This is a genomic window from Vreelandella sp. EE27 (genome assembly GCF_968206495.1).
Window position 1 is genome coordinate 1275736 of record NZ_OZ309109.1, and the last position, 22013, is coordinate 1297748.

Consider the following 22013-nt stretch of genomic DNA (forward strand, 5'->3'; position numbering starts at 1 on the left):
GATGAACGCACCGGGTGGGCGGTCTTCTACGCGCTTTGTCGGCGCAACGTGTGCAAGGACACCGTTTGGAAGATCGCTTTAACAATAAGTTCACTGCTTAAGAGTAGTCGTAAAACAGTTGCTTATTATGTGCACGTTTGTGCAATGCGGGATCAGCAGCCATTATGTAGTGATAAAATGTCAAGGATTGAGCCATGCAGAAGTTGTCGGATAAGGATTATCGCAGTATTCCCCTGAATGCCACGATGGCCATCGCGGCGCTGGTCGTGATCGTCGCGGGGATGAAGCTGGGCGCAGACCTGCTGGTGCCGCTACTTTTGGCGATCTTCATCGCCGTCGTGTGTACCTCGCCGGTGCATTGGCTGCATCGCCACGGCGTGAGTATGCGCATGGCGGCGTTCATCACGATCCTGGTGCTCGTGGCCTTTCTACTGTTGATCGGCGTTTTGGTGGTCAATAGTTTCAGCACCTTCGTCGAGGCGCTGCCGGATATCGAAGCGCGCCTTTACGAGCACTACTGGAACCTGCTCAATAGTCTCGCGGCCAAGGGCTTTGCCGTCGACCCGGATCAGCTGAGCGATGCCTTCGCGATGGACGACGAGGGCTCCTGGGTGGCCATGCTGGTCAGCGAAGTGGGCGCGATCGTCATGCAGGGCAGTATCATCTCGCTGCTGGTCGTCTTCATGCTTTTCGAGACGCTCAACTTTCGCTCCAAGGTTGCGCGGGCGCTCGAAAACCCGGCGCCGAGTCTTAAGCGCTTTAGCGAGTTCAGCCTGACCCTCAAGCGCTACCTGGCCGTCAAAACCGTGATTAGCCTGGCGACCGGGGTGCTCGTATGGCTTTCGTGTTTGATGATCGGGGTGGAGTTTCCGCTGCTCTGGGGGGTGCTCGCCTTTGGGCTGAACTTCATTCCCAATATTGGCTCGGCGCTTGCCGCGGTGCCGCCGGTATTGTTGCTGCTGGTCGATCAGGATGGCGGCGTACTGTCGGCGCTGCTGCTCGCCTCCGCCTATCTTGTCATCAACTTCGTGCTGGGGAATCTGATCGAACCGCGGGTAATGGGCCAGGCGCTGGGGCTTTCGACGTTCGTGGCGTTTTTATCGCTGGTGGTGTGGGGCTGGGTTTTCGGCCCCGCCGGCATGTTGCTTTCGGTGGTGCTCACCATGACGCTCAAGATAGCCCTGGATAGCCACCCGCAAACGCGCTGGATGGCGCACTTGCTCGGCCCGGGCAGGCGCCAGCTAAGAAGAAGCGCCAATAAAGGGGGAGATGCACGAACGCCGCCGGTCGAGCGCGAAGAAACCTCCGCCGAGTCCGAAGATACCTCCGCCGAGACCGAAGAAAGCAAACCTTCCTGAGCGGCGTGGGCTAACGTCAGAGGAGCGAGCAAAGAAAAAGGCTACCGTTAGGTAGCCTTTTATCATCGATGCGCAAAAAGCCAAGTTTAGGCGTTTTGGTCGATAAACTGCGTCAGCTGTGATTTGGACTGCGCGCCGACCAGCGAAGCAACCTTGGCGCCGGATTTGAACAGCATGACCGTCGGCACGCCGCGCACGCCCTGTTCGGCGGCAATTTCCGGCGCGTCATCGACGTTGACGCTGACCACTTTCAAGCCTTCACCACGCTCTTCGGCCACTTCGTCTACCACCGGCGCCATGACTTTACACGGGCCGCACCAGGGGGCCCAGAATTTCAGCAGCACCGGCTGTTCGGCGTTAAGGACTTCCTGCTCGAAATTAGCGTTGGTGACATCCACATTAGTAGCCATTTACATCTCCCGATTACGTTGCTCTTACGATTTCGTTGCCTTCAATGAGCAACGGCTATCACGCCATATAATAGCGCATATTCATCGCGCCAGGTGGCCCGATGGTAGCGCTCGTAACCGGGCCTGGCAAATTTGCGCCGCGGATCGATCACAAACCCCTTTAAAATTAGTGGGTGCCTCGCTTTTCCATTTCTTATACTATAAGTGAATTATGGATCAATTTTTTATTCGCATTTATGCACCCGGCGTTTTGCTTTAGCTTGCTCCGGTTTGCGTGTGCAATAAATTGAGGATTGGGGCGCGGCAGATGGCCTCCTCGAGACGAAAGGTAAGGATATGAAGCTACAGCAACTTCGCTATATATGGGAAGTGAACCGGCACAATCTCAACGTATCGGCCACGGCCCAAAGCCTTTTTACGTCTCAGCCGGGCATCTCCAAGCAGATTCGTCTTTTGGAAGACGAGCTGGGGGTCGAGATATTCGCGCGCAGCGGCAAACACTTGACCCGGGTAACGCCGGCCGGGGAGTCGATCATCGAGCTTGCCGGGCAGGTTTTGAAGCTGACCGAAAACATCAAACAGGTCGCCCAGGAGCACAGCGACGAGCGCCGCGGAAGTCTTGCGATCGCAACGACCCACACCCAGGCGCGCTACGCGCTGCCGCCGGTGATTAGCGCCTTTACTCAAAAGTATCCGGAAGTGGCGCTGCACATGCAGCAGGGCACCCCCAAGCAAATCGCGCAGATGGTGAGCGAAGGCCAGGCCGATTTCGCCATTGCCACCGAGTCGTTGGAGCTTTTTACCGATCTGGTTTTGCTGCCCTGTTATCGCTGGAACCGCTGCGTGCTGGTGCCCAAAGAGCACCCGCTGGCCTCCTTGGAAGACCCTTTGACCCTCGAGGCGCTGGCCGAGCATCCCATCGTCACCTACGTGTTCGGCTTTACCGGGCGCTCCCAGCTCGACGACGCCTTCAAGGCGCATGGTCTGACGCCCAACGTGGTGCTCACCGCCGCCGATGCCGACGTGATCAAGACCTACGTGCGGCTGGGGATGGGCGTGGGGATCGTAGCGCACATGGCCTTCGACGAAGCGCTGGACAGCGACATGGTCGTGCTGGATGCAAGCCACCTGTTTGCAAGCTCGACGACCAAGATCGGCATTCGCCGTGGTACCTTCATGCGCGGCTACATGTACGATTTTTTGGCCCGCTTTGCCCCGCACCTCACCCGCGAGCGAGTCGACGAAGCACTGCTGGTGGGCCCGCGCAACGAGCAGGCGTTGTTCGAAAGTATCGAGCTACCCGAATATTGACGGCTCTGCGCCGCTGTCATCAGCGGCGCAGAGCGCCAGGTAGCGGCGTCAAAGGGCAGGTTAGTGCTGCAGGTGAAGCCCGCACTCGCGCTTCTCTTCTACCTTGGTGGGGTCGAAGTAGTCGAAGTTATTGGGCAAGTCGAACCTTTGCAGGTAGGTGTACATGTCCTTGGCGCTCCAGTGAAGCAGTGGCGCGACCTTCAAAAGGCCGTCGCTATTGCGGCTCAAGGGCTGCATTTTGGCGCGCTCCGGGGTGTCCTCGGCGCGCAGTGCGGTGAACCACACGTCCGGGCGCATCTCGCTTAGCGCCCGCTCGAAGGGCTCGATTTTCACTTCCTGGGTAAAGGTGTCGTGGCGCGGGTCGTCGATGCCCGGCAATTCGCCTTCGAGCGCCTCGCGATGGGCGCGGGTACGTTTGGGCAAAAAGCTGACGACATTGAGATCCAGCTTCTTGATGATTTCGTCGGCGCACTGGTAGGTCGCCGGGGTGTTGTAGCCGCTGTCCATCCAGACGATCGGGATATCCGGGCGAACCCGGGTCACCATGTGCAGAATCACCGCTTCGAAAGGGCGAAAGTTGGTGGTGCAAATAGGCTGCACGCCTTGGCCGAACGCCCACTCGATGAGGGTTTGAGGGTCGTTGGCATAATCACGATTGATGGCATCCAACGTCAGGGTTTCAATCTTTGACGACATAAGGCCTCCCGCTTGGCCAGAAATTTGCAGCCTAGGCTACCAAACAGCACCGCTGACGCCCCAATACCGTTTTGTTTGGCTTTTATATTGCTTTTGGCTTTAAAAACCAGCGGGCTTATTCCAACGAAGCGATCAAGTGACAAATCTTGTCGAGGGTTTCGGTGTACTCCTCCAGAGCCTCGGAGTCCGCTACCAAACCGCCGCCGCCCCACACGTGAAGCGCGCCTTGATCCGCCACCATGGTGCGGATAGCGATCGAGGTATCCATATTCCCGCGTACATCGATGTAGCCCAGACTCCCGCAGTAAACGCTGCGCTGGCAGGGCTCGAGTTCGTCGATGATTTCCATCGCGCGAAACTTGGGCGCGCCGGTGATCGAGCCGCCGGGAAAAGCCGCCGCCAACAGTGAAAGCGGGGAGTGGCTCGCCCCCAGCGTGCCCTGAATGACGCTGACCAGGTGGTGTACGTTAGGGTAGCTCTCCAGCGAGCAGAGCTGGGGTACGTGGATGCTGCCCGGGCGGCACACCCGCCCGAGATCGTTGCGCAAAAGATCCACGATCATCACGTTCTCGGCGCGGTCCTTCACGCTTTTCAAAAGCGCCTCGGCCAGGGCGGCGTCCTCGGCCGGGTTTTTGCCGCGGGGCCGGGTGCCCTTGATCGGGCGGGTTTCGACCTCGCCGTCGCACACCTTGATAAAACGCTCCGGTGAAAGCGAGAGCACGGCCTTGCCGCCCCAGGCCATGTAAGCCGCAAACGGGGTCGGGGTCGCGCTGCGCAGGCGAAGGTAGGCCTGCCAGGCATCGCCTTCGAAAGGTGCGCGTAGCCGCTGGGCCAGGTTGATTTGATAGCAGTCGCCGGCCTGAATGTAGCGCTGCACCGCCTCGAAGCGGCGGGTGTAGGCGCTCTGGTCGAGCTCGGCTTCGAACGCGCCGGTGAGCTTGAAGTCCGCTACTGGCGTCGGCGCGGCATCCAGCCACGCAAGCACGGCGCCGCGGCGCGCCTCGTTCGCCACCAGCCACGCTTTTTCTTCCTCGTGATCCAGGGTGATGCACCAATCATAAAGGCCTACGCGCGCGGCGGGCAGCGTCGTGGCGCTCGGGTGGCGGCTGGGTATGCCCTGCAGGGCGCGGCCGAACTCGTAACTCCAGTAGCCGGCCAGCCCGCCCAAAAAGGGTAAGTCGGTTTGCATCGCGGGCGCGGGCAGCTGGGCTAAAAGCCACTCTTTCAGCGCGAAAGGGTCGTCGCTCAGCGCAGCCGGCGGCGTGAGCGTGGCGGATTCGAGCTGCAAGGCGCCGCTCGAGTCCACTTCGAGGGTGGCGATAGGGTCGCTGACCAGAATATCGAAGCGGCCGCTGGTGGCCTTGGGGCGGCCGCTATCCAGCAGCATCGCGCCGGGGCGCTCTTTTAGGCGCGCGAAAAGTGCCAGTGGATCCTGCGCGTAGGGGAGAGCGGTTAGGGTAAGCGCCGTGCTCATGAATCAATGCCTTGCCGGTTGGGCCGATCATTCTAGTGAGCGCGCGCCGCTGAGGGAAGCAACGCGTGACTTCCCTTTCCACGCTTTTAATACGCGACACGCCAAGGCGCGTTTAATGGATTGTAGACATTCGTCGGCAGAGATGAACCCGGTTATAGCCCTGGTGCGATAAAAGGCGCCAAAAGGTGCGGTTGACGCTCAAGAAGGCGCGGGCTAAAGTGCCTTCATACTCTTTATTGTCGACAATTAGCCATGACCGTAATAACCAATGCCGTCCAAACGCGCGCCGAGCACCTCCTCGACCCGGCCACGCCGGAAGTGCGCACCCTGGCCGAGCGGGTGTTTCACCAGTTGCAAAGCGCCATCGTGCGCGGTGAGCTGGCCCCGGGTAGCAAGATTACCGAGCCCGGGCTTTCCAAGACCTACGGTATCTCCCGCGGGCCGCTACGCGAGGCGATGCGGCGCCTGGAGAGCCACCGCCTGATCGAGCGGGTGCCCCACGTGGGCGCGCGGGTGGTCAAGCTTTCCATGAAGGAGCTTCTGGAGCTTTTCGACGTGCGCGAGGCATTGGAGAGCATGGCGGCGCGGCTGGCCGCCGAGCACATGGGCGCCGAGGAGATTCAGGGGCTACGCGATGTGCTGGCGGTGCACGAAGGCCAGGCGGATTTAAAGCGCGGTGAAGCGTACTACCAGCGCGAGGGCGATCTGGATTTCCACTACCGCATCGTCCAGGGCAGCCACAACAAGATGCTCATGAATCTCTTGTGCGACGACCTTTACTACCTGGTGCGCCTCTACCGCACCCAGTTCAGCGCCAGCGGCGCCAGGCCCCAACGCGCCTTCGTGGAGCACCACCGTATCGTCGATGCCATCGAAGCAGGCGATGCCGAGCTTGCCGAGCTTCTGATGCGCCGCCACGTCAGCGCATCGCGGGAAAACGTCGCCGACCGCTACGCCGCTATCCTGGAAACCCCTTAGCGCTGGACGCTGCCCCTAACAATACCGATTTAAAGGAGCCCCCATGCCGACTCACGCATCCAAAACGCTCACCCCCGGCGCACGCTTCAAGCATGCCCTCGAGCGTCAAACACCGCTGCCCATTCTGGGCACCATCAACGCCTATACCGCCCTGATGGCCGAGCGCGTGGGGCATCAGGCAATCTATCTCTCCGGCGGCGGCGTCGCGAACGCCTCTTTCGGGCTGCCGGATCTGGGCATGACCACCATGAACGACGTGGTCGAAGACGCTCACCGCATCTGCGGCGCCACGGATTTACCGCTTCTGGTGGATATCGATACCGGCTGGGGTGGGGCGTTCAATATTGCGCGTACGGTCAAGGAGATGCAGCGCGCCGGGGTGGCCGCGGTACACATCGAGGATCAGATCGCCCAAAAGCGCTGCGGTCACCGGCCCAACAAGGCGATCGTCTCCCAGGGCGAGATGGTCGATCGCATCAAGGCGGCGGCGGACGCCCGGCTGGACCCGGACTTTTACCTGATTGCGCGCACCGACGCCTTTCAGAAAGAGGGCCTGGACGCCGCCATCGAGCGGGCCAATGCCTGTATCGAGGCCGGCGCGGACGCCATCTTTGCCGAGGCCGTGCACACCCTGGACGACTACCGCGCGTTTTGTCAGCGCGTGGACGCGCCGATTCTGGCTAATATCACCGAGTTCGGCGCCACGCCCCTGTTTACTCAAGCTGAGCTTGGCGAGGTGGGGTGCGCGATGGTGCTTTACCCGCTTTCCGCGTTTCGTGCCATGAACGCCGCGGCGCTCAACGTCTACCAAAGCATTCTGGAAAACGGTCACCAGAAAGCGGTGGTGGATACCATGCAGACCCGGGACGAGCTTTACGACTTTTTGAACTACCACGATTTCGAGCAGAAGCTCAATGCGCTCTTCGATGAGCAGGGCGAGCGCTGAGAGCGCCGCCGCACTATAAAAAAGACTCGAAAACAACGAGTTTGAAAACAACAAGTTCGAAAAAAAGGAGACACACCATGGCTGACAAGACGCTGGCAGGCGCGGGACTTCGTGGCCAAAGCGCGGGCAGCACCGCGCTTTGTACCGTGGGCAAAACCGGTTCGGGACTTACCTATCGGGGCTTCGACATCAAGGAGCTGGCCGAGAAGGCCCGATTCGAAGAGGTCGCCTACCTGTTACTGAAAGGCAAGCTGCCCAATCAGTCCGAGCTCGATCTCTACATCGAGCAGTTGAAAAGCATGCGGGGCTTGCCCGAGGCGCTCAAAACGGTGCTCGAGGAGATCCCTAAAGACGCCCACCCGATGGACGTCATGCGCACCGGCACCTCGATGCTGGGTAATCTGGAGACCGAGGAGAGCTTCGACGAGCAGCAGGACGTTGCCGACCGGCTTTTAGCGGTGCTGCCCTCGATCATCTGCTACTGGTACCGCTTCAGCCACGACGGCGTGCGCATCGACACCGAAACCGACGATAGCTCGGTGGGCGGGCACTTCTTGAATATGCTGCGCGGCGCGCCCGCCTCCGAGCTCCATGCCCGGGTCATGAACGTCTCCTTGATTCTCTACGCCGAGCACGAGTTCAACGCCTCGACCTTTACCGCCCGGGTCTGCGCCTCGACCCTTTCGGACATGCACTCCTGCGTGACCGGGGCGATCGGCTCATTGAGAGGCCCACTTCACGGCGGGGCCAACGAGGCGGCCATGGCGATGATCCAGGACTGGGCATCTCCCGAGGAAGCCGAGCGCGAAATGCTCGGCAAGCTCGAGCGCAAGGAGAAGGTCATGGGCTTTGGCCACGCCATCTACCGCGAGTCGGATCCGCGCAACGACATCATCAAGCAGTGGTCGAAAAAGCTTGCCGAGGACGTCGGCGATACCAGGCTCTACAAAGTCTCCGAGCGCTGTGAAGAGGTGATGTGGCGGGAGAAGAAGCTTTTCTGCAACGCGGATTTCTTCCACGCCAGCGCCTATCACTTCATGGATATTCCCACCAAGCTCTTCACCCCGATTTTCGTGATGTCCAGGCTGACCGGCTGGGCGGCCCACGTGTTCGAGCAGCGCGCCAATAATCGCATCATCCGGCCCAGCGCCGACTATACCGGCCCGGAGAAGAGCGAGTGGGTGCCGATCGAAGAGCGCGAGTAGGAGGCAGTGATGAATACCGAGTACCGTAAAACCTTGCCCGGCGCCTCGATGGAAGGCGAGCCGGTGGACTTTTTCGACGCCCATGAGGCGGTGGAGGCGATCAAGCCCGGCGCCTACGCGGGGCTGCCGTTTACCTCGCGGGTGCTCGCCGAGCAGCTGGTGCGCCGCTGCGAGCCGGGGCTTTTAACGGATGCACTCAACCAGCTCATCGAGCGCCGCCGGGATCTCGACTTTCCCTGGTACCCGGCGCGGGTGGTGTGCCACGACATTCTGGGCCAAACCGCACTGGTCGACCTGGCAGGCCTCAGGGATGCCATTGCCGAGCGCGGCGGCGACCCGGCCCAGGTGAACCCGGTGGTGCCCACCCAGTTGATCGTCGATCACTCGCTGGCGGTGGAGCACAACGGCGACGACGACCAGGCCTTTGGCAAGAACCGCGCCATCGAAGACCGGCGTAACGACGACCGCTTTCACTTCATCAACTGGACCAAGCTCGCCTTCGAGAACGTCGACGTGATCCCGCCGGGCAACGGCATCATGCACCAGATCAATCTGGAAAAGATGTCGCCGGTGGTGCAGTGCCGCCCGGACGACACCGGCGCGCGCGTCGCCTTCCCGGATACCTGCGTGGGCACCGATAGCCACACACCGATGGTCGACGCCCTCGGGGTGATCTCGGTCGGCGTGGGCGGGCTCGAAGCGGAAAGCGTGATGCTGGGGCGCGCCTCGATGATGCGCCTGCCAGATATCGTCGGCGTCGAGCTAACGGGCAAACTCGGCCCGGGCATTACCGGCACCGACATGGTGCTGGCGATTACCGAGTTTCTGCGCCAGGCGCGGGTGGTGGGAGCGTATCTCGAGTTTTACGGGGAGGGGGCGGATGCGCTCAGCGTCGGCGACCGGGCGACGATCTCCAACATGACCCCGGAATACGGCGCCAGTGCCGCCATGTTCTACATCGACGGTCAAACCATCGATTATCTGAAACTCACCGGACGCGACGATGAGCAGGTCGCGCTGGTCGAAACCTACGCTAAACACACCGGGCTCTGGGCGGATGATCTAAAAACCGCCGAGTACGAACGCGTACTGACCTTCGATTTATCCAGCGTGGCGCGTACCCTGGCCGGGCCGTCGAACCCCCACGCGCACCTGCCGACCTCCGAGCTTGCAAGCCGCGGTATCGCGGTGGGCTACAAGGCGACTCAGGAAGACGAGCTCGCCGGTAGAATGCCGGATGGCGCGGTGATCATCGCCGCGATCACCAGCTGCACCAATACCTCCAACCCGCGCAATATGGTCGCGGCGGGGCTGATTGCGCGTAACGCCAACCGGCTGGGGCTACTGCGCAAGCCCTGGGTGAAGTCCTCGCTGGCGCCGGGCTCGAAAACCGTGAAGATGTACCTGGACGACGCCGGGCTGATGGACGAGCTCGAGACGCTGGGCTTTGGTGTGGTGGGCTACGCCTGCACGACCTGTAATGGCATGTCCGGATCACTAGACCCGAAGATTCAACAAGAGATCGTCGAGCGGGATTTGTACGCCACGGCGGTGCTCTCGGGCAACCGTAACTTCGACGGGCGTATCCACCCCCACGCCAAGCAGGCGTTTCTGGCCTCGCCGCCGCTGGTGGTCGCCTACGCCATCGCCGGGACCATTCGCTTCGATATCGAAAAGGACGTGCTCGGCGTCGACGACGAGGGCCACCCGGTGACGCTCAAGGATATCTGGCCGGAGGACAGCGAGATCGACGCCATCGTGGCGTCCGCGGTCAAGCCCGAGCAGTTTCGCCAGACCTACATCCCGATGTTCGATCTGGACAAGAGTGAAAAAGCGCTCGTCTCGCCCCTCTACGAGTGGCGCCCGCAAAGCACCTACATTCGCCGCCCGCCCTACTGGGAGGGGAACATGGCCCGGGCGCGGGCGCTCAAGGGCCTGCGCCCGCTGGCGATCCTGCCGGACAACATCACCACCGACCACCTGTCGCCGTCGAACGCCATTTTGCCGGACAGCGCCGCCGGCGAATACCTGCTGCACATGGGCCTGCCGGAGGAGGACTTCAACTCCTACGCCACCCACCGCGGCGATCATCTGACCGCCCAGCGGGCGACCTTCGCCAACCCCAAGCTCTACAACGAGATGGCCCTCGATGACCAGGGCCACGTGCGGCAGGGCTCACTTGCGCGCCTCGAGCCCGAGGGCAAAGTGGTGCGCATGTGGGAGGCGATCGAAGCCTACATGGCGCGCAAGCAGCCCTTGATCATCATCGCCGGCAACGACTACGGCCAGGGCTCATCAAGAGACTGGGCGGCCAAGGGCGTGGCCCTTGCCGGTGTGGAAGCCATCGTCGCCGAGGGCTTCGAGCGCATTCACCGCACCAACCTGGTGGGCATGGGCGTGATGCCGCTGCAGTTCGAGCCCGGCACCACGCGCAAGACCCTGGCGCTGGACGGCACCGAGATGTATGACGTGGAGGGCGAGGCCACCCCCGGCGCTACCTTGACGCTGGTGATCCATCGCGCTGGCGCTACCGAGCGCGTACCGGTGATCTGCCGGCTCGACACCGCCGAAGAGGTCACCATCTACGCCGCCGGCGGCGTGCTGCAGCGTTTCGCCCAGGACTTTCTGGAGGCCACCCCGGCCTAGCGCGCAGTATTTTGCCCATCCCTTCACTCACGCCCGGCAAGCCCGGGCGTTTCAGGAGCCAAGCCATGGCGACGAGCCCGCAAATCGAGATTCCCGCCACCTACATGCGTGGCGGTACCAGCAAGGGTGTGTTTTTCACGCTCAATGATCTTCCCCAAGCGGCGCAAACCCCTGGCGCCGTGCGCGATGCGCTTCTGCTTCGCCTGATGGGAAGCCCGGACCCTTTCGAGAAGCAGATCGATGGTATGGGCGGGGCGACGTCGAGCACCAGCAAGGCGGTAATTCTCTCCAAAAGCGAATCACCGGAGCACGACGTGGATTACCTGTTCGGTCAGGTCTCCATCGACCGGCCGTTCGTGGACTGGAGCGGTAACTGTGGCAACCTTTCCGCCGCGGTGGGCCCCTTCGCGATTCGCGCAGGCCTGGTCGAGGCTTCAAAAATCCCGGATAACGGCGTGGCCGAGGTACGCATCTGGCAGGCGAACATCGCCAAGACGATCATCGCGAAGGTGCCCATCACCCAGGGCCAGGTGCAGGAAACCGGCGACTTCGAGCTCGACGGCGTGACCTTTCCCGCCGCCGAGATTCCAATCGCTTTCGTCGACCCCGCCGACGGCGAAGGCGCGATCTTCCCGACGGGCAATGTGGTCGATGACCTGGAAGTGCCGGGCGTTGGTACGCTAAAAGCGACCATGATCAATGCGGGGATCCCGACCATATTCGTCAATGCCGACGAGGTGGGTTATACCGGCGTCGAGCTTCAGGAGGCGATCAATGGTGACCCCGCCGCGCTTGTCCTGTTCGAAGCCATCCGCACCCACGGGGCGGTAAAAATGGGGCTTGCGAGCACGGTCGAGCAGGCGGGGGCACGCCAGCACACGCCCAAGGTCGCCTTCGTCGCTCCGGCGGTGCGCTACAGCGCCTCGAGCGGCAAGGAGGTCAGCGCCGAGGAGATCGACCTGGTCGTGCGTGCGCTTTCCATGGGCAAGCTTCATCACGCCATGATGGGCACCGCGGCGGTGGCGATTGCCTCGGCGGCGGCCATCGAAGGAACGCTGGTCAATATAGCCGCCGGGGGTGGCGAAATCGAGGCGGTCACCTTTGGTCACCCGTCCGGTGTGCTGCACGTGGGTGCCAAGGCAAGTCTCGTCGAGGGCCGCTGGCAGATCGACCAGGCCCTGATGAGTCGCAGCGCACGGGTGTTGATGAAAGGGACGGTCTTCGTGCCGGGGGATTTTTAAGTGCCGGCGCCGTCAAAGTCGCCGCCCTGATCACCGGGCAGGGCGGCGGGCTTTTTTTCAGGCGTTACGCTCTTTCAGGTGTCACTCTTCGAAGACGATCTGATCTTCCATCGAGCTGACGGTGGCCTCGCCAATGCCGCTGACACGGGTTAAATCGTCAGCGTTTTCGAAACTGCCATTGGCGTCGCGCTCCTCGATGATCGCCACCGCACGACTGGGCCCCACCCCAGGAAGCTCGGCCAGTAGCTCCTCATCGGCCGTGTTGACGTTGATCGGCGCCACCGATTGGGCAAACGCGCCGCCGCTCAAGCTCAAGCCGAGTGCGGCCGCCGCCACTAACCCTTTTAGTATCCGCTGCATAATGAGCCCCTCTAATGGTGTTTGAATCGTGTGCGTGTTTTGCCAGAGACGACCTCTAAGGTCGCTTTGGTCTTAATTAACTTAGTGGTTGGAAGCGGACGCCGCTGTCATCCATGTATGACGCTGTGTGTAGGATTTTCCCTTGAAGGTCTGTTGAAATCGCTTACAAAAAGCGCGTCCCAAGGCTGATATACTGGTGCGGTTCAAACAAGGAGCGCGCCCGTGGCAACCGATTCTCCCCTTATTATCGCTCTCGACTACCCTTCGCTTGACCAGGCCCTTTGCATGGCGGACCAGCTCGACCCTGCCCGCTGCCGGGTCAAGGTGGGTAAAGAGCTTTTTACCCGTAGCGGCCCCGCGGTGCTCGAGGCGCTGCACGGCCGCGGCTTCGAGGTCTTTCTCGATCTCAAGTTTCACGATATTCCCAACACCGTAGCCGCGGCGGTGCAGGCCGCCGCCGAACAGGGCGTGTGGATGGTCAACGTCCACGCCAGCGGCGGCCAGTCGATGATGCGGGCGGCGGCGGATCGCCTGAAAGCGAACGGCCTCGAAACCCACCTGATTGCCGTGACCGTACTCACCAGCATGCAAAGCGATGAGCTCTTGGATATTGGCGTAATGGGGGGGCTCGACGAGCAGGTAATGCGCCTGGCGGGGCTGGCTCAGAAGAGTGGTCTGGCCGGGGTGGTCTGTTCGGCCCACGAAGCCAAGGCGATCAAAAAGGCCTGTGGCGACGCGTATTTGAAGGTCACGCCGGGTATTCGCCCGCGCTTTGCCGCGGCCAACGATCAGCAGCGCATCATGACGCCTCGTGAGGCGCTCGAGGCGGGCAGCACCCACTTGGTGGTAGGGCGTCCGGTCACGCAAGCCGAGTCACCGATGGACGCGCTCGACGAGATAGAGGCGGAAATCAGCTAGCTCTCGGGCCTGCTATTCGCCTTCGATGCCGGTGATCGGCTTGATGGTGCCCCAGCGCCGGCAGCTAGGGCATTGCCACACCAGGTTTTCGCTGGTGAGGCCGCAGTGGCGACAGCGGTGGCGCGGGCGGCCCTCCAGCAGGGCGCCGGTGTGGTGCTTTAGCAGTAAAAGCCGCGTGTCCGGCTTGGTCTTGCCGCTTAGCCGTTCGCTTTGCAGGTACAGGTCGATCAGGTAGTCGAGCCCCCCCAGGCTTGGCGCTTCGCGTAGCCACTCGCCGGTACGTTCGATGGCGCTGTCCACACCATCGCGGTGGTGGACGAGTTCGCCCAGCGCAATGATCACACTGGTGTAGGGCGCCTGGCCCAGAAGCTTATAGAGGTAGCTTTCAAAGCCCTGGGGGTTATCCGAGCGCTCGAAAGCGTGCTTGAGCGCCGATAGCATGGTCGGAATGTGGTCCACGTCCTGCGCCGGGATTCGGTCGAGCCAGTCGATCGCGCGATGATAGTGACCATTTTCCATGTCGAGCTCAGCGTACAAAAGCGTGGCCCGTACGCAGTGCTCGTCCATCTGCAGCGCTTTTTTCAAATGTCTGCGCGCAAGCTGGCGGCTCGACTGTGCCTTCTCCTCGACGGCGAGTTCGCAAAGCCAGTGGGCCGCCGCCCGGCGAAGACCGGGTTGCTGCTTGAGAATCGGCTGGACGTTATCCAGGGCCTGCTGCCATTCGCGTTCGCGGTCGAGCAGATCGAGCAACAGGCGCTTGGCGCTTAGCCGGTAGGTGTCGTTGGAGGTCTGGCCGAGCAGCGTTTTTAAAAGCCGCTGGGCGCGGTCGTGAACGCCCAGGGCGAGGAAATCCTGGGCGAGCTCGAGCTGAATGTGTTCGTTGGTGGACACGGAGAGCGCCGGGCGGGCGAGCAGGTTCTGGTGAATGCTGACGGCCTTGTCGGCCTCGCCCCGGGCGCGAAAGAGCTTACCAAGGGCGATATGCGTCTCGACGGTTTCGCTATTGACGTCCAGCGCATTGATGAACGTATTGATGGCCTCGTCGGGCTGCTCGTTGAGAAGATAGTTGAGCCCGACGAAATACTCCTTGGAGAGCGCAGGCGACCGATTTGCCGGGCGGGCTGGCCCTTGTTTGGCGCGATAGCGCACGCCCAGCCCAAAGCCGATAGCGACGGCTGCAAGCAGTGTGCAAAGCAGCGCGACATCCTGCATTTACACCACTTCCTTGAACTCCTGGGTCCGCAGGCGATCGAGCTCTTTTTGCTGCTGCTTGTTGTGGCGCTCGCTGCGGGCCAAACGCGCCTTCAAGCGGATGTAAACACCCAGCATCGCCAGCATCCCCAGAATGACGCCCAGGGTGAGCGTGGCAAGAAGCCATACCGATAGCGATACCGGCGGAAGCTCTGTCCAGATCAGGTTCAGGGCAATCGTCTGCTGGTTGTTGACGGCGAACAAAATGCCGACCAGCAGCACCACCAGTAAAATAATGGCCAGTAAAAGCCCTTTGATCCAACGCATGAGAATTTCCTAATCTGTGACGTGCATGGTGGGTCTATTGTGTATGAGTCGGGCCACGGCGTCATCCCTGAAGTGTTTCAGCGTTTTAGCCGGTGCGTGTAGGCGCGTTTAGTAGCCCAGTGCCCGGCTGGCATCCACCTGCTCGCGAAGCTCTTTTCCGGGTTTGAAGTGGGGAACATACTTGCCCTCCAGGTCCACCGGGTCGCCGGTTTTGGGGTTGCGGCCCATGCGCGGCTCGCGGTAGTGCAGCGAAAAGCTGCCAAAGCCGCGGATTTCGACCCGCCCACCGCTTGCGAGGGCGTCGGTCATGTCATCCAAAATAATACGAACCGCCGTTTCGACTTCCTTGGCGGATAGCTCCGGTTGACGCATCGCGATTTGTTCGATTAATTCAGATTTGGTCATCGGTTGGCTCCCTGCAAACGTTAAAGGTCGTAAAAGCTTACGGCCTCAATAACATCCATCTCAGCATACTGCGCATTGTGTTATAAAACAATTTAGATAAAACAAGGTACTAGGTCGAATAACAGCATAGGCGAAGCGGGGCGCTGGCGCGACCCTACAGCTCAGGTATACTGACTTTTCACTTTCGAATTCGTAGAGGTCCACGTTGAGCGACGATACATCCCCGGAGGCCATTCTCCGTAAACGGCTTTACTGGCATTCACGCCGCGGCATGTGGGAGCTGGATCTATTGCTTATTCCTTTCCTCGAAAACCGCTTCGACTCGCTCTCTGCAGAAGATCGGTCGACCTACCAGCGCCTGATCGAAGAAGAGGATCAGGACCTGTTCGTTTGGCTGATGCATCGCGAGTGGCCAGCCGACCCTGACCTTCGCCGCCTGGTTCAAATGATCGTCGAGCATGCCGAAACCACCGATAACAGTGCCTATCGCACGCTCTAACTACCCGGCCCTGATTCATTCGGCGCTGGCGGCGGGGCTTTTAGGCGTAAGCCTCGCTTTCGCTTCGCCGCTTTGGGTGCTTTGCGCTTTGCCGGTCGTGCTTTTTTTGATCGCCCATAATGCCCGCCGCCAGCCGGCGGGTACGCTTTACATCCAGCCGCTTGACGATGCGCTCTACGCGCGCTGGGTGCTCGCCAGTGGCGATCTCGACGACCAGCAGCCGCTTCGCTGCCACTACCTGGGGCCATGGCTTTTGGGGCTGGAGGTGGGAGGGGAGCGGCTCTGGCTCTGGCCGGATAGTCTGCGGGGCGAAAACCATCGGGCGCTGCGGCGGCTACTGCATCGCCCGGGCCGTTAAAGCGTGAGGCAAAAGTAGCGCAGCACAAAGCGCCTGGCGATAGGGTCTAAAGCGTTACGAGGGGGAGTGATACACAAAGAAGCCCGGCAAAGTGGCCGTGAGCGTATCGGGAAAACGAGAGAAAAGGTGGTGCCCGGAGCCGGACTTGAACCGGCACGGGGTTGCCCCCGAGAGATTTTAAGTCTCTTGCGTCTACCGATTTCGCCATCCGGGCGTATAACAGCGTCTACGATGGAGGATATCGCGACACTGTCATGGGATATGGAGGCTGGAGTCGGAATCGAACCGGCGTACACGGAGTTGCAGTCCGCTGCATAACCACTCTGCCATCCAGCCTTGGAGTCGATGGAGCGGTAAAGAGATTCGATCGGACTGGCGCACCAGCTTTCGACCCACTGCTTAAACCTGCTATCCAAAATGGAGCGGGAAAAGAGATTCGAACTCTCGACCCTCGCCTTGGCAAGGCGATGCTCTACCACTGAGCTATTCCCGCTCGACTCGAGGGCGAATTATACGCACTGACGCAGACTTGTCAATCGAAGAAATGCTCAATACGTACAATAAGATACTGCATTTACCGAGCCTGGGCGTGGGCCGCTGTGTAGGCCACGCCTTGGGCTATTACATCGAACGGCTCAGGTGTGGCCAGGCCGCGTGTAGATACTGGAGCATCGACCAGAGCGTCAAGATCGCCGCCGCGTAAAGGATGGCCACACCGACCATGGCGATGTCGTGTCCCGGTGGAAACACCAGTAGTACCAAAAGTGCCACCATCTGCAGGGTGGTTTTGAGCTTGCCGATCCAGGAAACCGCGACCATGCCGCGCTTGCCCATCTCCGCCATCCACTCGCGCAGCGCCGAAATGACGATTTCGCGCCCGATAATCACCAGCGCCGGCAGAGTCAACAGGGCGCTGTCGAAGCGTTCGATGAGCAAGGCCAGCGCCACTGCGACCATCAGCTTATCCGCCACCGGGTCGAGGAAGGCGCCGAACGGGGTCGACTGATTCCAGAGTCTGGCCAAGTAGCCATCCAGCCAGTCGGTGACCGACGCCAGGGCGAACAGCCCCGCCGCCAGCGGCATGCTCCAGCCATAGGGCAGGTAGAAGAGCACCACCAAAAGGGGGATGAAAACGATTCTTGCCAGAGTCAATATGTTGGGTATATTCATCGCAGGGCGCGATCCTTGCCGGAGAATCAGGGAATCAAACGTATGTAGGGCTATTCTATCCGCCTTGAGGCGCGGCATCCATGCCGGTGTCGGATTATCCGTTTAGCGCCTGATAGATAGTCGCCGCCATGGCCGCGCTGATCCCCGGTACTCGGGCAAGCTCATCCTTGCTTGCTTTCTGAATGCCCTGCAATCCACCAAAAAAGCGCAGCAGCTCCCGCCGGCGTTTGGGGCCCACGCCGGGTATGTCCTGCAAGGTGGATGTGCGCCGGGCCTTGTCGCGCTGAGCACGGTGGCCGGCAATCGCAAAGCGGTGCGATTCGTCGCGAATGTGCTGAATCAGATGCAGGGCGGGCGAGGCCGGGTCCATCGGGAGCGGATTGTCGCTGCTTTCCAGAAACAGCGTCTCGAGCCCGGCCTTGCGTGTCGTGCCCTTCGCTACACCGAGTAAAATGATGCCATCGACCCCGAGCTCGCCGATAACGCCCCGGGCCATATTGAGCTGCCCCTTACCGCCATCGACGATCAAAATATCCGGTGCGACGGCTTCGCCGCTTTTGACCCGCTTCAAGCGCCTCGTCAGTGCCTGCTGCATGGCAGCGTAGTCGTCGCCAGCCGCCACGCCTTCGATACGAAAATGGCGGTAATCGCTTTTGCGCGGGCCCTGCTGGTCGAATACCACGCACGACGCCACCGTTGCCTCACCCTGGCTGTGGCTGATGTCGAAGCACTCCAGCCGCTCGGGCGCTTTCTCCAGATCCAGCGCTTTCTGCAGCGCCTCGAAACGTGCCATGAGCTGCGTCTTGTTGGCGAGCTGGGAGGCCAATTGCTGCTCGGCGTTGGTCATCGCCAGTTTTTGCCATTGGGCACGGTGGCCGCGTACCTGGTGGGCTACGCGTACTCGCTTGCCGGCCTGCTGGCTCAGCGCGTCGGCAATCAGCTGGCTATCGTCCAGGGCGTGGCTGGTGATGACCTCGGCGGGCACGTTATGCGGCTGGCCGAAGTAGTATTGGCTGACGACGTTGGTCAGGAGCATCTCATCGGTTAGTTCCAGGTCGTTTTTGGGCGTGTGATGGCGGGCGCCTAAAAGCCGCCCATCGCGAATGCTCATGACCGAAATACCCTGGGCGCCGGGGCGATGGGCAAGCGCGAAAATATCCGCGTCGCCGCTTTCGTTATCCACGAACTGACGCTGCTGAAGCTGTCTGAGCTTGACGATCTGGTCGCGCAGCCGCCCGGCTTCTTCGAAGTCGAGCGCCTGGCTTGCGGCTTCCATTTGATCGCTGAGCGTTTGGGTGACGTGCTCGCTTTTCCCCTCCAAACACATAACGGCGTGCTCGACGTCGCGCTGATACTCTTGTTGAGAAATATAGTCGACGCAGGGGGCGCTGCAGCGGTCGATCTGGTACTGAAGGCAGGGCCGGCTGCGGTTGGCGAACACGCTGTCTTCGCAGTTGCGGATGCGAAAGATTTTTTGCATCAGCGTCAGGCTCTCCTTCACCGCGCCGCTACTCGGGTACGGGCCCAGGTAGCGGCCGTCACCCCGGCGCTGGCGCGCGCGCTTGTACTCAAGGGCAGGATAAGGATGGCGGTCGGTAACGAAAACGAAGGGGTAGGACTTGTCGTCGCGCAGCAGGATGTTATAGGGCGGACGCAGTTCCTTGATCAGGGTTTGCTCGAGCAGCAGCGCTTCGGTTTCGGTGCGGGTGACGGTCACTTGCACGTCGGCAATGCGCGCCACCATCGCCTGGGTCTTGGCGTTGAGTTGGCCGCGGAAATAACTCGACAGGCGCGCCTTGAGACGCTTCGCCTTGCCGACGTAAAGCGTGTTTTGCTGGTCATCGAGCATCCGGTAAACACCCGGGGAGGTGCTTACCGAGCTTAAAAATTGCTTGGCATCGAAAGTCATAGAGCGCTTAGAAGTGCTGGGGCAGGAACTGGATGGTAGGCCTATCCCTGGCGCGCGTCAAAGCCCTCCACCAGCCCGTAGCGCAGCGCTAAATGGGTGAGCTCGACGTCGCTGGCCACTTCCAGCTTTTCGAACAGCCTATAGCGGTAGGTGTTGACCGTTTTGGGGCTCAGGTGGAGGCGGTCGGAAATGTCCTGCACGCGCTGACAGTTGACGATCATCAGCGCGATCTGAAGCTCCCGCGGCGAGAGGTTTTGAAACGGGCTGTCTTCTTCGGTGAAATGGGCCAATGCCAGGCGTTGGGCGATCTCCTGGCTTACGTAGCGCCCACCGCTATCGATTTGACGGATGGCCTCGATCATCTCCGTGGCGTCGGCCCCCTTGCTTAAAAAGCCTGACGCGCCGGCCTCCAGCATACGCCTTAACGTGCTGTCTTCTACGTAGGCGGTCAGAATCAGTACGCGCACGTTTTTCATGGTGCGACAGATGCGCCGGGTTGCCTCGAGCCCGCCAATGCCGGGCATACGGATATCCATGAGCACCAGGTCCGGCTTCAGCTTGCGACAAAGCGAGACAGCGCTTTCGCCATCGTCGGCTTCGCCCGCAATATGAATATCGCACTCTTCGTCCAGCAAGTGCGCGATACTGCTCCTCACCAGGTGGTGGTCATCAGCGATGAGTACGTTAATCACGAGGGTGCTCCTGATACAATGCGCTTAAAACCTGGTATCGGCTTTGCCGTAGAGTGCCATAGCTTGTATTGAAGGAAAATTAGTATTTACTGTTCAATAAAGCGTCTTGACTTGGGTCTGGATCTGCTCTAATATTCGCCGCGCACTTGGAAGCAATTGCATCGATCCAGTCGCTATATAAGCGCTGGTTTGATAAGGGGCCTTAGCTCAGCTGGGAGAGCGCAACACTGGCAGTGTTGAGGTCAGCGGTTCGATCCCGCTAGGCTCCACCAAATTTCCAAAAGCCTCGTTTTTCAACGAGGCTTTTTTGTGCCTGTCGTTTGGCTTTATACAAAAGCGCCCGGCACCCGGCCGGGCGCGGCGCTCAGGTAATTTTACCCAGTAGTAAAAACTCCATTAGCGCTTTTTGCGCGTGCAGGCGGTTACCGGCTTCCTGCCAGACCACGGCGCGCGGGTCGTCGAGCAGGGTTTCGCTGATCTCCTCGCCGCGGTGGGCGGGCAGGCAGTGCAAAAACAGCGCATCCGCTTTGGCATTATCGAGCATTGCCTCGGTCACCTGGAAGCCGGCGAAGTCCGCTTCGCGCTTGGCTTGCTCCTCTTCCTGGCCCATCGAGGCCCAGACGTCGGTGGTGATCAGGTCAACGCCGCGGGTCGCCTCGACCGGGTCGTGGAAAATCGTCACCCGATCTCCGGCGGCCTCTAGAATGTCGGCGCGAGGCTCGTAGCCCTTCGGGCAGCAAACGTGCAGGTTGAAGTCGAACTGGCGCGCGGCGTTGATCCACGAGTGGCACATGTTGTTGCCATCCCCCACCCAAACCGCCGTGCGGCCTTCGACGCTGCCGCGGTGCTCGATCCAGGTCATGACGTCAGCCAACAGCTGGCAGGGGTGATAGTCGTCGCTGAGCGCGTTGATCACCGGCACGGTGCTGGCCGCTGCGAAGGTTTCGATGCCTGCGTGGGAAAAGGTGCGAATCATGACCGCATCGACCATTTCCGAGAGCACACGAGCGGTATCTTCGATCGGCTCGCCGCGACCGAGCTGGCTGTCCCGGGGGGAAAGAAACAGCGCGTGGCCGCCGAACTGGGTCATACCCGTCTCGAAAGAGACCCGGGTACGCGTGGAGGATTTTTCGAAAATCATCGCAAGCGTTCGGTTTTTGAACGGTGTGTAGATCGGCCCCTGGGCTTTTAGCTCGGTTTTGATCAAAATGGCGCGCTGCATCAAGTAGGCGAGCTCATCCTGGCTTAAGTCCATCAGGGTCAGAAAATGGCGGGTCGCCATGGTACGTCTCTCCACGTAAATACCCCATCCTAGCGAGGGCGCAGGGGATGCGCAACGCCATCGGCATGGGTAGAATAGGGGGATTGGTAAAGCCGAGTAGTTTACTCAGGTATCGCCATTATGTTGCGGTAGGGTTAAACAGATACTTTGAGTCGCGTAAACTAGCGCCGACCGCGCCACCGATCGAAGGAGTACGTCATGAGCACTACGGTTGAGAATATTCAGCGTCAAATCGGCGAAAACCCGATTCTTATCTACATGAAAGGCACGCCTCAGCTGCCGCAATGCGGGTTTTCGGCCCAAACCGTTCAGGCACTGATGAGCTGCGGCGAGCGCTTTGCTTTCGTCAACGTGCTGGACAACCCGGATATTCGCAGCGAGCTGCCCAAGGTTGCCAACTGGCCGACCTTCCCTCAGCTTTGGGTCGAAGGCGAGCTGGTGGGCGGCTGCGATATCGTGATGGAAATGCACCAAAGCGGCGAGCTCGAAAAGCTCATCAAGGATGCCGGTCAGCGCGCCACCGCCAACGAGGGCAGCGACGCCCCGAGCGAGTAACGCGTGCCAAGCGGCTGGCGGGCTCTCATTCAGCCGCTAGCATGGCGTTTTGCCATCGCTTGACGTTACTCGATGTGTGTTC

At 60.7% G+C, this 22013-nt stretch carries 22 protein-coding genes and 4 tRNA genes; 12 read left to right on the plus strand and 14 right to left on the minus strand.

Annotation, left to right across the window (positions count from 1 at the left end; all coding sequences use genetic code 11):
* The first annotated feature begins 194 nt into the window (after window positions 1-194).
* Window positions 195-1358: an AI-2E family transporter gene (locus tag ACWHVV_RS06145; protein WP_447928554.1), complete on the plus strand. Its 1164-nt coding sequence runs from the start codon at window positions 195-197 to the stop codon at window positions 1356-1358.
* An 86-nt stretch (window positions 1359-1444) separates the two neighbouring features.
* Here the strand turns inward: ACWHVV_RS06145 and trxA are convergent, their stop codons facing one another.
* The gene (trxA, locus tag ACWHVV_RS06150) at window positions 1445-1768 is read right to left on the minus strand and encodes a thioredoxin (RefSeq protein ID WP_447528279.1); all 324 of its coding nucleotides are present in this window, start codon (window positions 1766-1768) and stop codon (window positions 1445-1447) included.
* A gap of 336 nt (window positions 1769-2104) precedes the next feature.
* Between trxA and cysB the strand changes: the two genes are divergently transcribed.
* Window positions 2105-3079 (plus strand): HTH-type transcriptional regulator CysB, encoded by a 975-nt coding sequence (gene cysB, locus ACWHVV_RS06155; protein ID WP_447928555.1) that lies wholly within the window; start codon window positions 2105-2107, stop codon window positions 3077-3079.
* Window positions 3080-3139: 60 nt separating this feature from the next.
* Here the strand turns inward: cysB and ACWHVV_RS06160 are convergent, their stop codons facing one another.
* Both ACWHVV_RS06160 and pabB read right to left on the minus strand, forming a co-directional pair.
* The gene (locus ACWHVV_RS06160) at window positions 3140-3775 is read right to left on the minus strand and encodes a phosphoadenosine phosphosulfate reductase domain-containing protein (protein WP_447928556.1); all 636 of its coding nucleotides are present in this window, start codon (window positions 3773-3775) and stop codon (window positions 3140-3142) included.
* 115 nt (window positions 3776-3890) lie between these two features.
* A complete protein-coding gene (gene pabB / locus ACWHVV_RS06165) occupies window positions 3891-5249 on the minus strand; it encodes an aminodeoxychorismate synthase component I (protein WP_447928557.1) in 1359 nt (452 codons plus the stop codon).
* Window positions 5250-5501: 252 nt separating this feature from the next.
* On the opposite strand from pabB, the gene ACWHVV_RS06170 reads away from it, so the two are divergent.
* The 5 genes from ACWHVV_RS06170 (at window position 5502) to prpF (ending at window position 12265) form a co-directional block, all read left to right on the plus strand.
* Window positions 5502-6227 (plus strand): GntR family transcriptional regulator, encoded by a 726-nt coding sequence (locus tag ACWHVV_RS06170; protein WP_447928558.1) that lies wholly within the window; start codon window positions 5502-5504, stop codon window positions 6225-6227.
* A gap of 43 nt (window positions 6228-6270) precedes the next feature.
* On the plus strand, window positions 6271-7173 hold the full coding sequence (prpB, locus tag ACWHVV_RS06175) for a methylisocitrate lyase (RefSeq protein WP_447928559.1): 903 nt from the start codon (window positions 6271-6273) through the stop codon (window positions 7171-7173).
* Window positions 7174-7250: 77 nt separating this feature from the next.
* Window positions 7251-8378: a bifunctional 2-methylcitrate synthase/citrate synthase gene (gene prpC, locus ACWHVV_RS06180; protein ID WP_447928560.1), complete on the plus strand. Its 1128-nt coding sequence runs from the start codon at window positions 7251-7253 to the stop codon at window positions 8376-8378.
* 9 nt (window positions 8379-8387) lie between these two features.
* Entirely contained in the window at window positions 8388-11024 is a 2637-nt protein-coding gene (gene acnD, locus ACWHVV_RS06185; RefSeq protein ID WP_447928561.1) for a Fe/S-dependent 2-methylisocitrate dehydratase AcnD, read from the plus strand.
* A gap of 65 nt (window positions 11025-11089) precedes the next feature.
* The gene (prpF, locus tag ACWHVV_RS06190; RefSeq protein ID WP_447928562.1) at window positions 11090-12265 is read left to right on the plus strand and encodes a 2-methylaconitate cis-trans isomerase PrpF; all 1176 of its coding nucleotides are present in this window, start codon (window positions 11090-11092) and stop codon (window positions 12263-12265) included.
* An 81-nt stretch (window positions 12266-12346) separates the two neighbouring features.
* On the opposite strand, the gene ACWHVV_RS06195 is transcribed toward prpF, so the two are convergent.
* The gene (locus ACWHVV_RS06195; RefSeq protein WP_447928563.1) at window positions 12347-12625 is read right to left on the minus strand and encodes a ComEA family DNA-binding protein; all 279 of its coding nucleotides are present in this window, start codon (window positions 12623-12625) and stop codon (window positions 12347-12349) included.
* Between the two features lie 222 nt (window positions 12626-12847).
* On the opposite strand from ACWHVV_RS06195, the gene pyrF reads away from it, so the two are divergent.
* A complete protein-coding gene (gene pyrF, locus ACWHVV_RS06200; protein ID WP_447928564.1) occupies window positions 12848-13543 on the plus strand; it encodes an orotidine-5'-phosphate decarboxylase in 696 nt (231 codons plus the stop codon).
* 12 nt (window positions 13544-13555) lie between these two features.
* Here pyrF and lapB read toward each other — a convergent pair whose 3' ends face one another.
* The 3 genes from lapB to ACWHVV_RS06215 all read right to left on the minus strand — a co-directional run bounded on the left by lapB (window position 13556) and on the right by ACWHVV_RS06215 (window position 15466).
* Window positions 13556-14755 (minus strand): lipopolysaccharide assembly protein LapB, encoded by a 1200-nt coding sequence (gene lapB, locus ACWHVV_RS06205; RefSeq protein WP_447928565.1) that lies wholly within the window; start codon window positions 14753-14755, stop codon window positions 13556-13558.
* Window positions 14756-15061 carry a lipopolysaccharide assembly protein LapA domain-containing protein gene (locus tag ACWHVV_RS06210; protein WP_447528291.1) on the minus strand — a complete coding sequence of 102 codons (306 nt, stop codon included), beginning with the start codon at window positions 15059-15061 and terminating at the stop codon, window positions 14756-14758.
* 108 nt (window positions 15062-15169) lie between these two features.
* Window positions 15170-15466, minus strand: coding sequence for an integration host factor subunit beta (locus ACWHVV_RS06215; protein ID WP_447928566.1), 297 nt, complete (start codon window positions 15464-15466; stop codon window positions 15170-15172).
* Window positions 15467-15671: 205 nt separating this feature from the next.
* On the opposite strand from ACWHVV_RS06215, the gene ACWHVV_RS06220 reads away from it, so the two are divergent.
* Together ACWHVV_RS06220 and ACWHVV_RS06225 are read left to right on the plus strand one after the other, a co-directional pair.
* Entirely contained in the window at window positions 15672-15965 is a 294-nt protein-coding gene (locus ACWHVV_RS06220; RefSeq protein ID WP_447528293.1) for an FAD assembly factor SdhE, read from the plus strand.
* Entirely contained in the window at window positions 15925-16323 is a 399-nt protein-coding gene (locus tag ACWHVV_RS06225; RefSeq protein ID WP_447928567.1) for a hypothetical protein, read from the plus strand. Before ACWHVV_RS06220 ends, ACWHVV_RS06225 begins: the two co-directional genes overlap by 41 nt.
* Window positions 16324-16450: 127 nt before the next feature.
* Here ACWHVV_RS06225 and ACWHVV_RS06230 read toward each other — a convergent pair.
* From ACWHVV_RS06230 to uvrY, 6 genes are all read right to left on the minus strand, one after another.
* Window positions 16451-16537 (minus strand) — tRNA-Leu (locus ACWHVV_RS06230).
* Between the two features lie 48 nt (window positions 16538-16585).
* A tRNA-Cys gene (locus ACWHVV_RS06235) sits at window positions 16586-16659 on the minus strand.
* A gap of 82 nt (window positions 16660-16741) precedes the next feature.
* Window positions 16742-16816, minus strand: a tRNA-Gly gene (locus ACWHVV_RS06240).
* Between the two features lie 128 nt (window positions 16817-16944).
* Window positions 16945-17493: a CDP-diacylglycerol--glycerol-3-phosphate 3-phosphatidyltransferase gene (gene pgsA / locus ACWHVV_RS06245; RefSeq protein ID WP_447528295.1), complete on the minus strand. Its 549-nt coding sequence runs from the start codon at window positions 17491-17493 to the stop codon at window positions 16945-16947.
* 94 nt (window positions 17494-17587) lie between these two features.
* Entirely contained in the window at window positions 17588-19402 is a 1815-nt protein-coding gene (gene uvrC / locus ACWHVV_RS06250; RefSeq protein WP_447928568.1) for an excinuclease ABC subunit UvrC, read from the minus strand.
* Between the two features lie 41 nt (window positions 19403-19443).
* Entirely contained in the window at window positions 19444-20094 is a 651-nt protein-coding gene (gene uvrY, locus ACWHVV_RS06255) for a UvrY/SirA/GacA family response regulator transcription factor (RefSeq protein ID WP_447528297.1), read from the minus strand.
* 196 nt (window positions 20095-20290) lie between these two features.
* Here uvrY and ACWHVV_RS06260 point away from each other — a divergent pair.
* Window positions 20291-20366, plus strand: a tRNA-Ala gene (locus tag ACWHVV_RS06260).
* A gap of 92 nt (window positions 20367-20458) precedes the next feature.
* Here ACWHVV_RS06260 and argF read toward each other — a convergent pair.
* Window positions 20459-21376: an ornithine carbamoyltransferase gene (gene argF / locus ACWHVV_RS06265; RefSeq protein WP_447928569.1), complete on the minus strand. Its 918-nt coding sequence runs from the start codon at window positions 21374-21376 to the stop codon at window positions 20459-20461.
* A 198-nt stretch (window positions 21377-21574) separates the two neighbouring features.
* Between argF and grxD the strand changes: the two genes are divergently transcribed.
* Entirely contained in the window at window positions 21575-21931 is a 357-nt protein-coding gene (grxD, locus tag ACWHVV_RS06270; RefSeq protein WP_447528299.1) for a Grx4 family monothiol glutaredoxin, read from the plus strand.
* Window positions 21932-22013 lie beyond the last annotated feature (82 nt).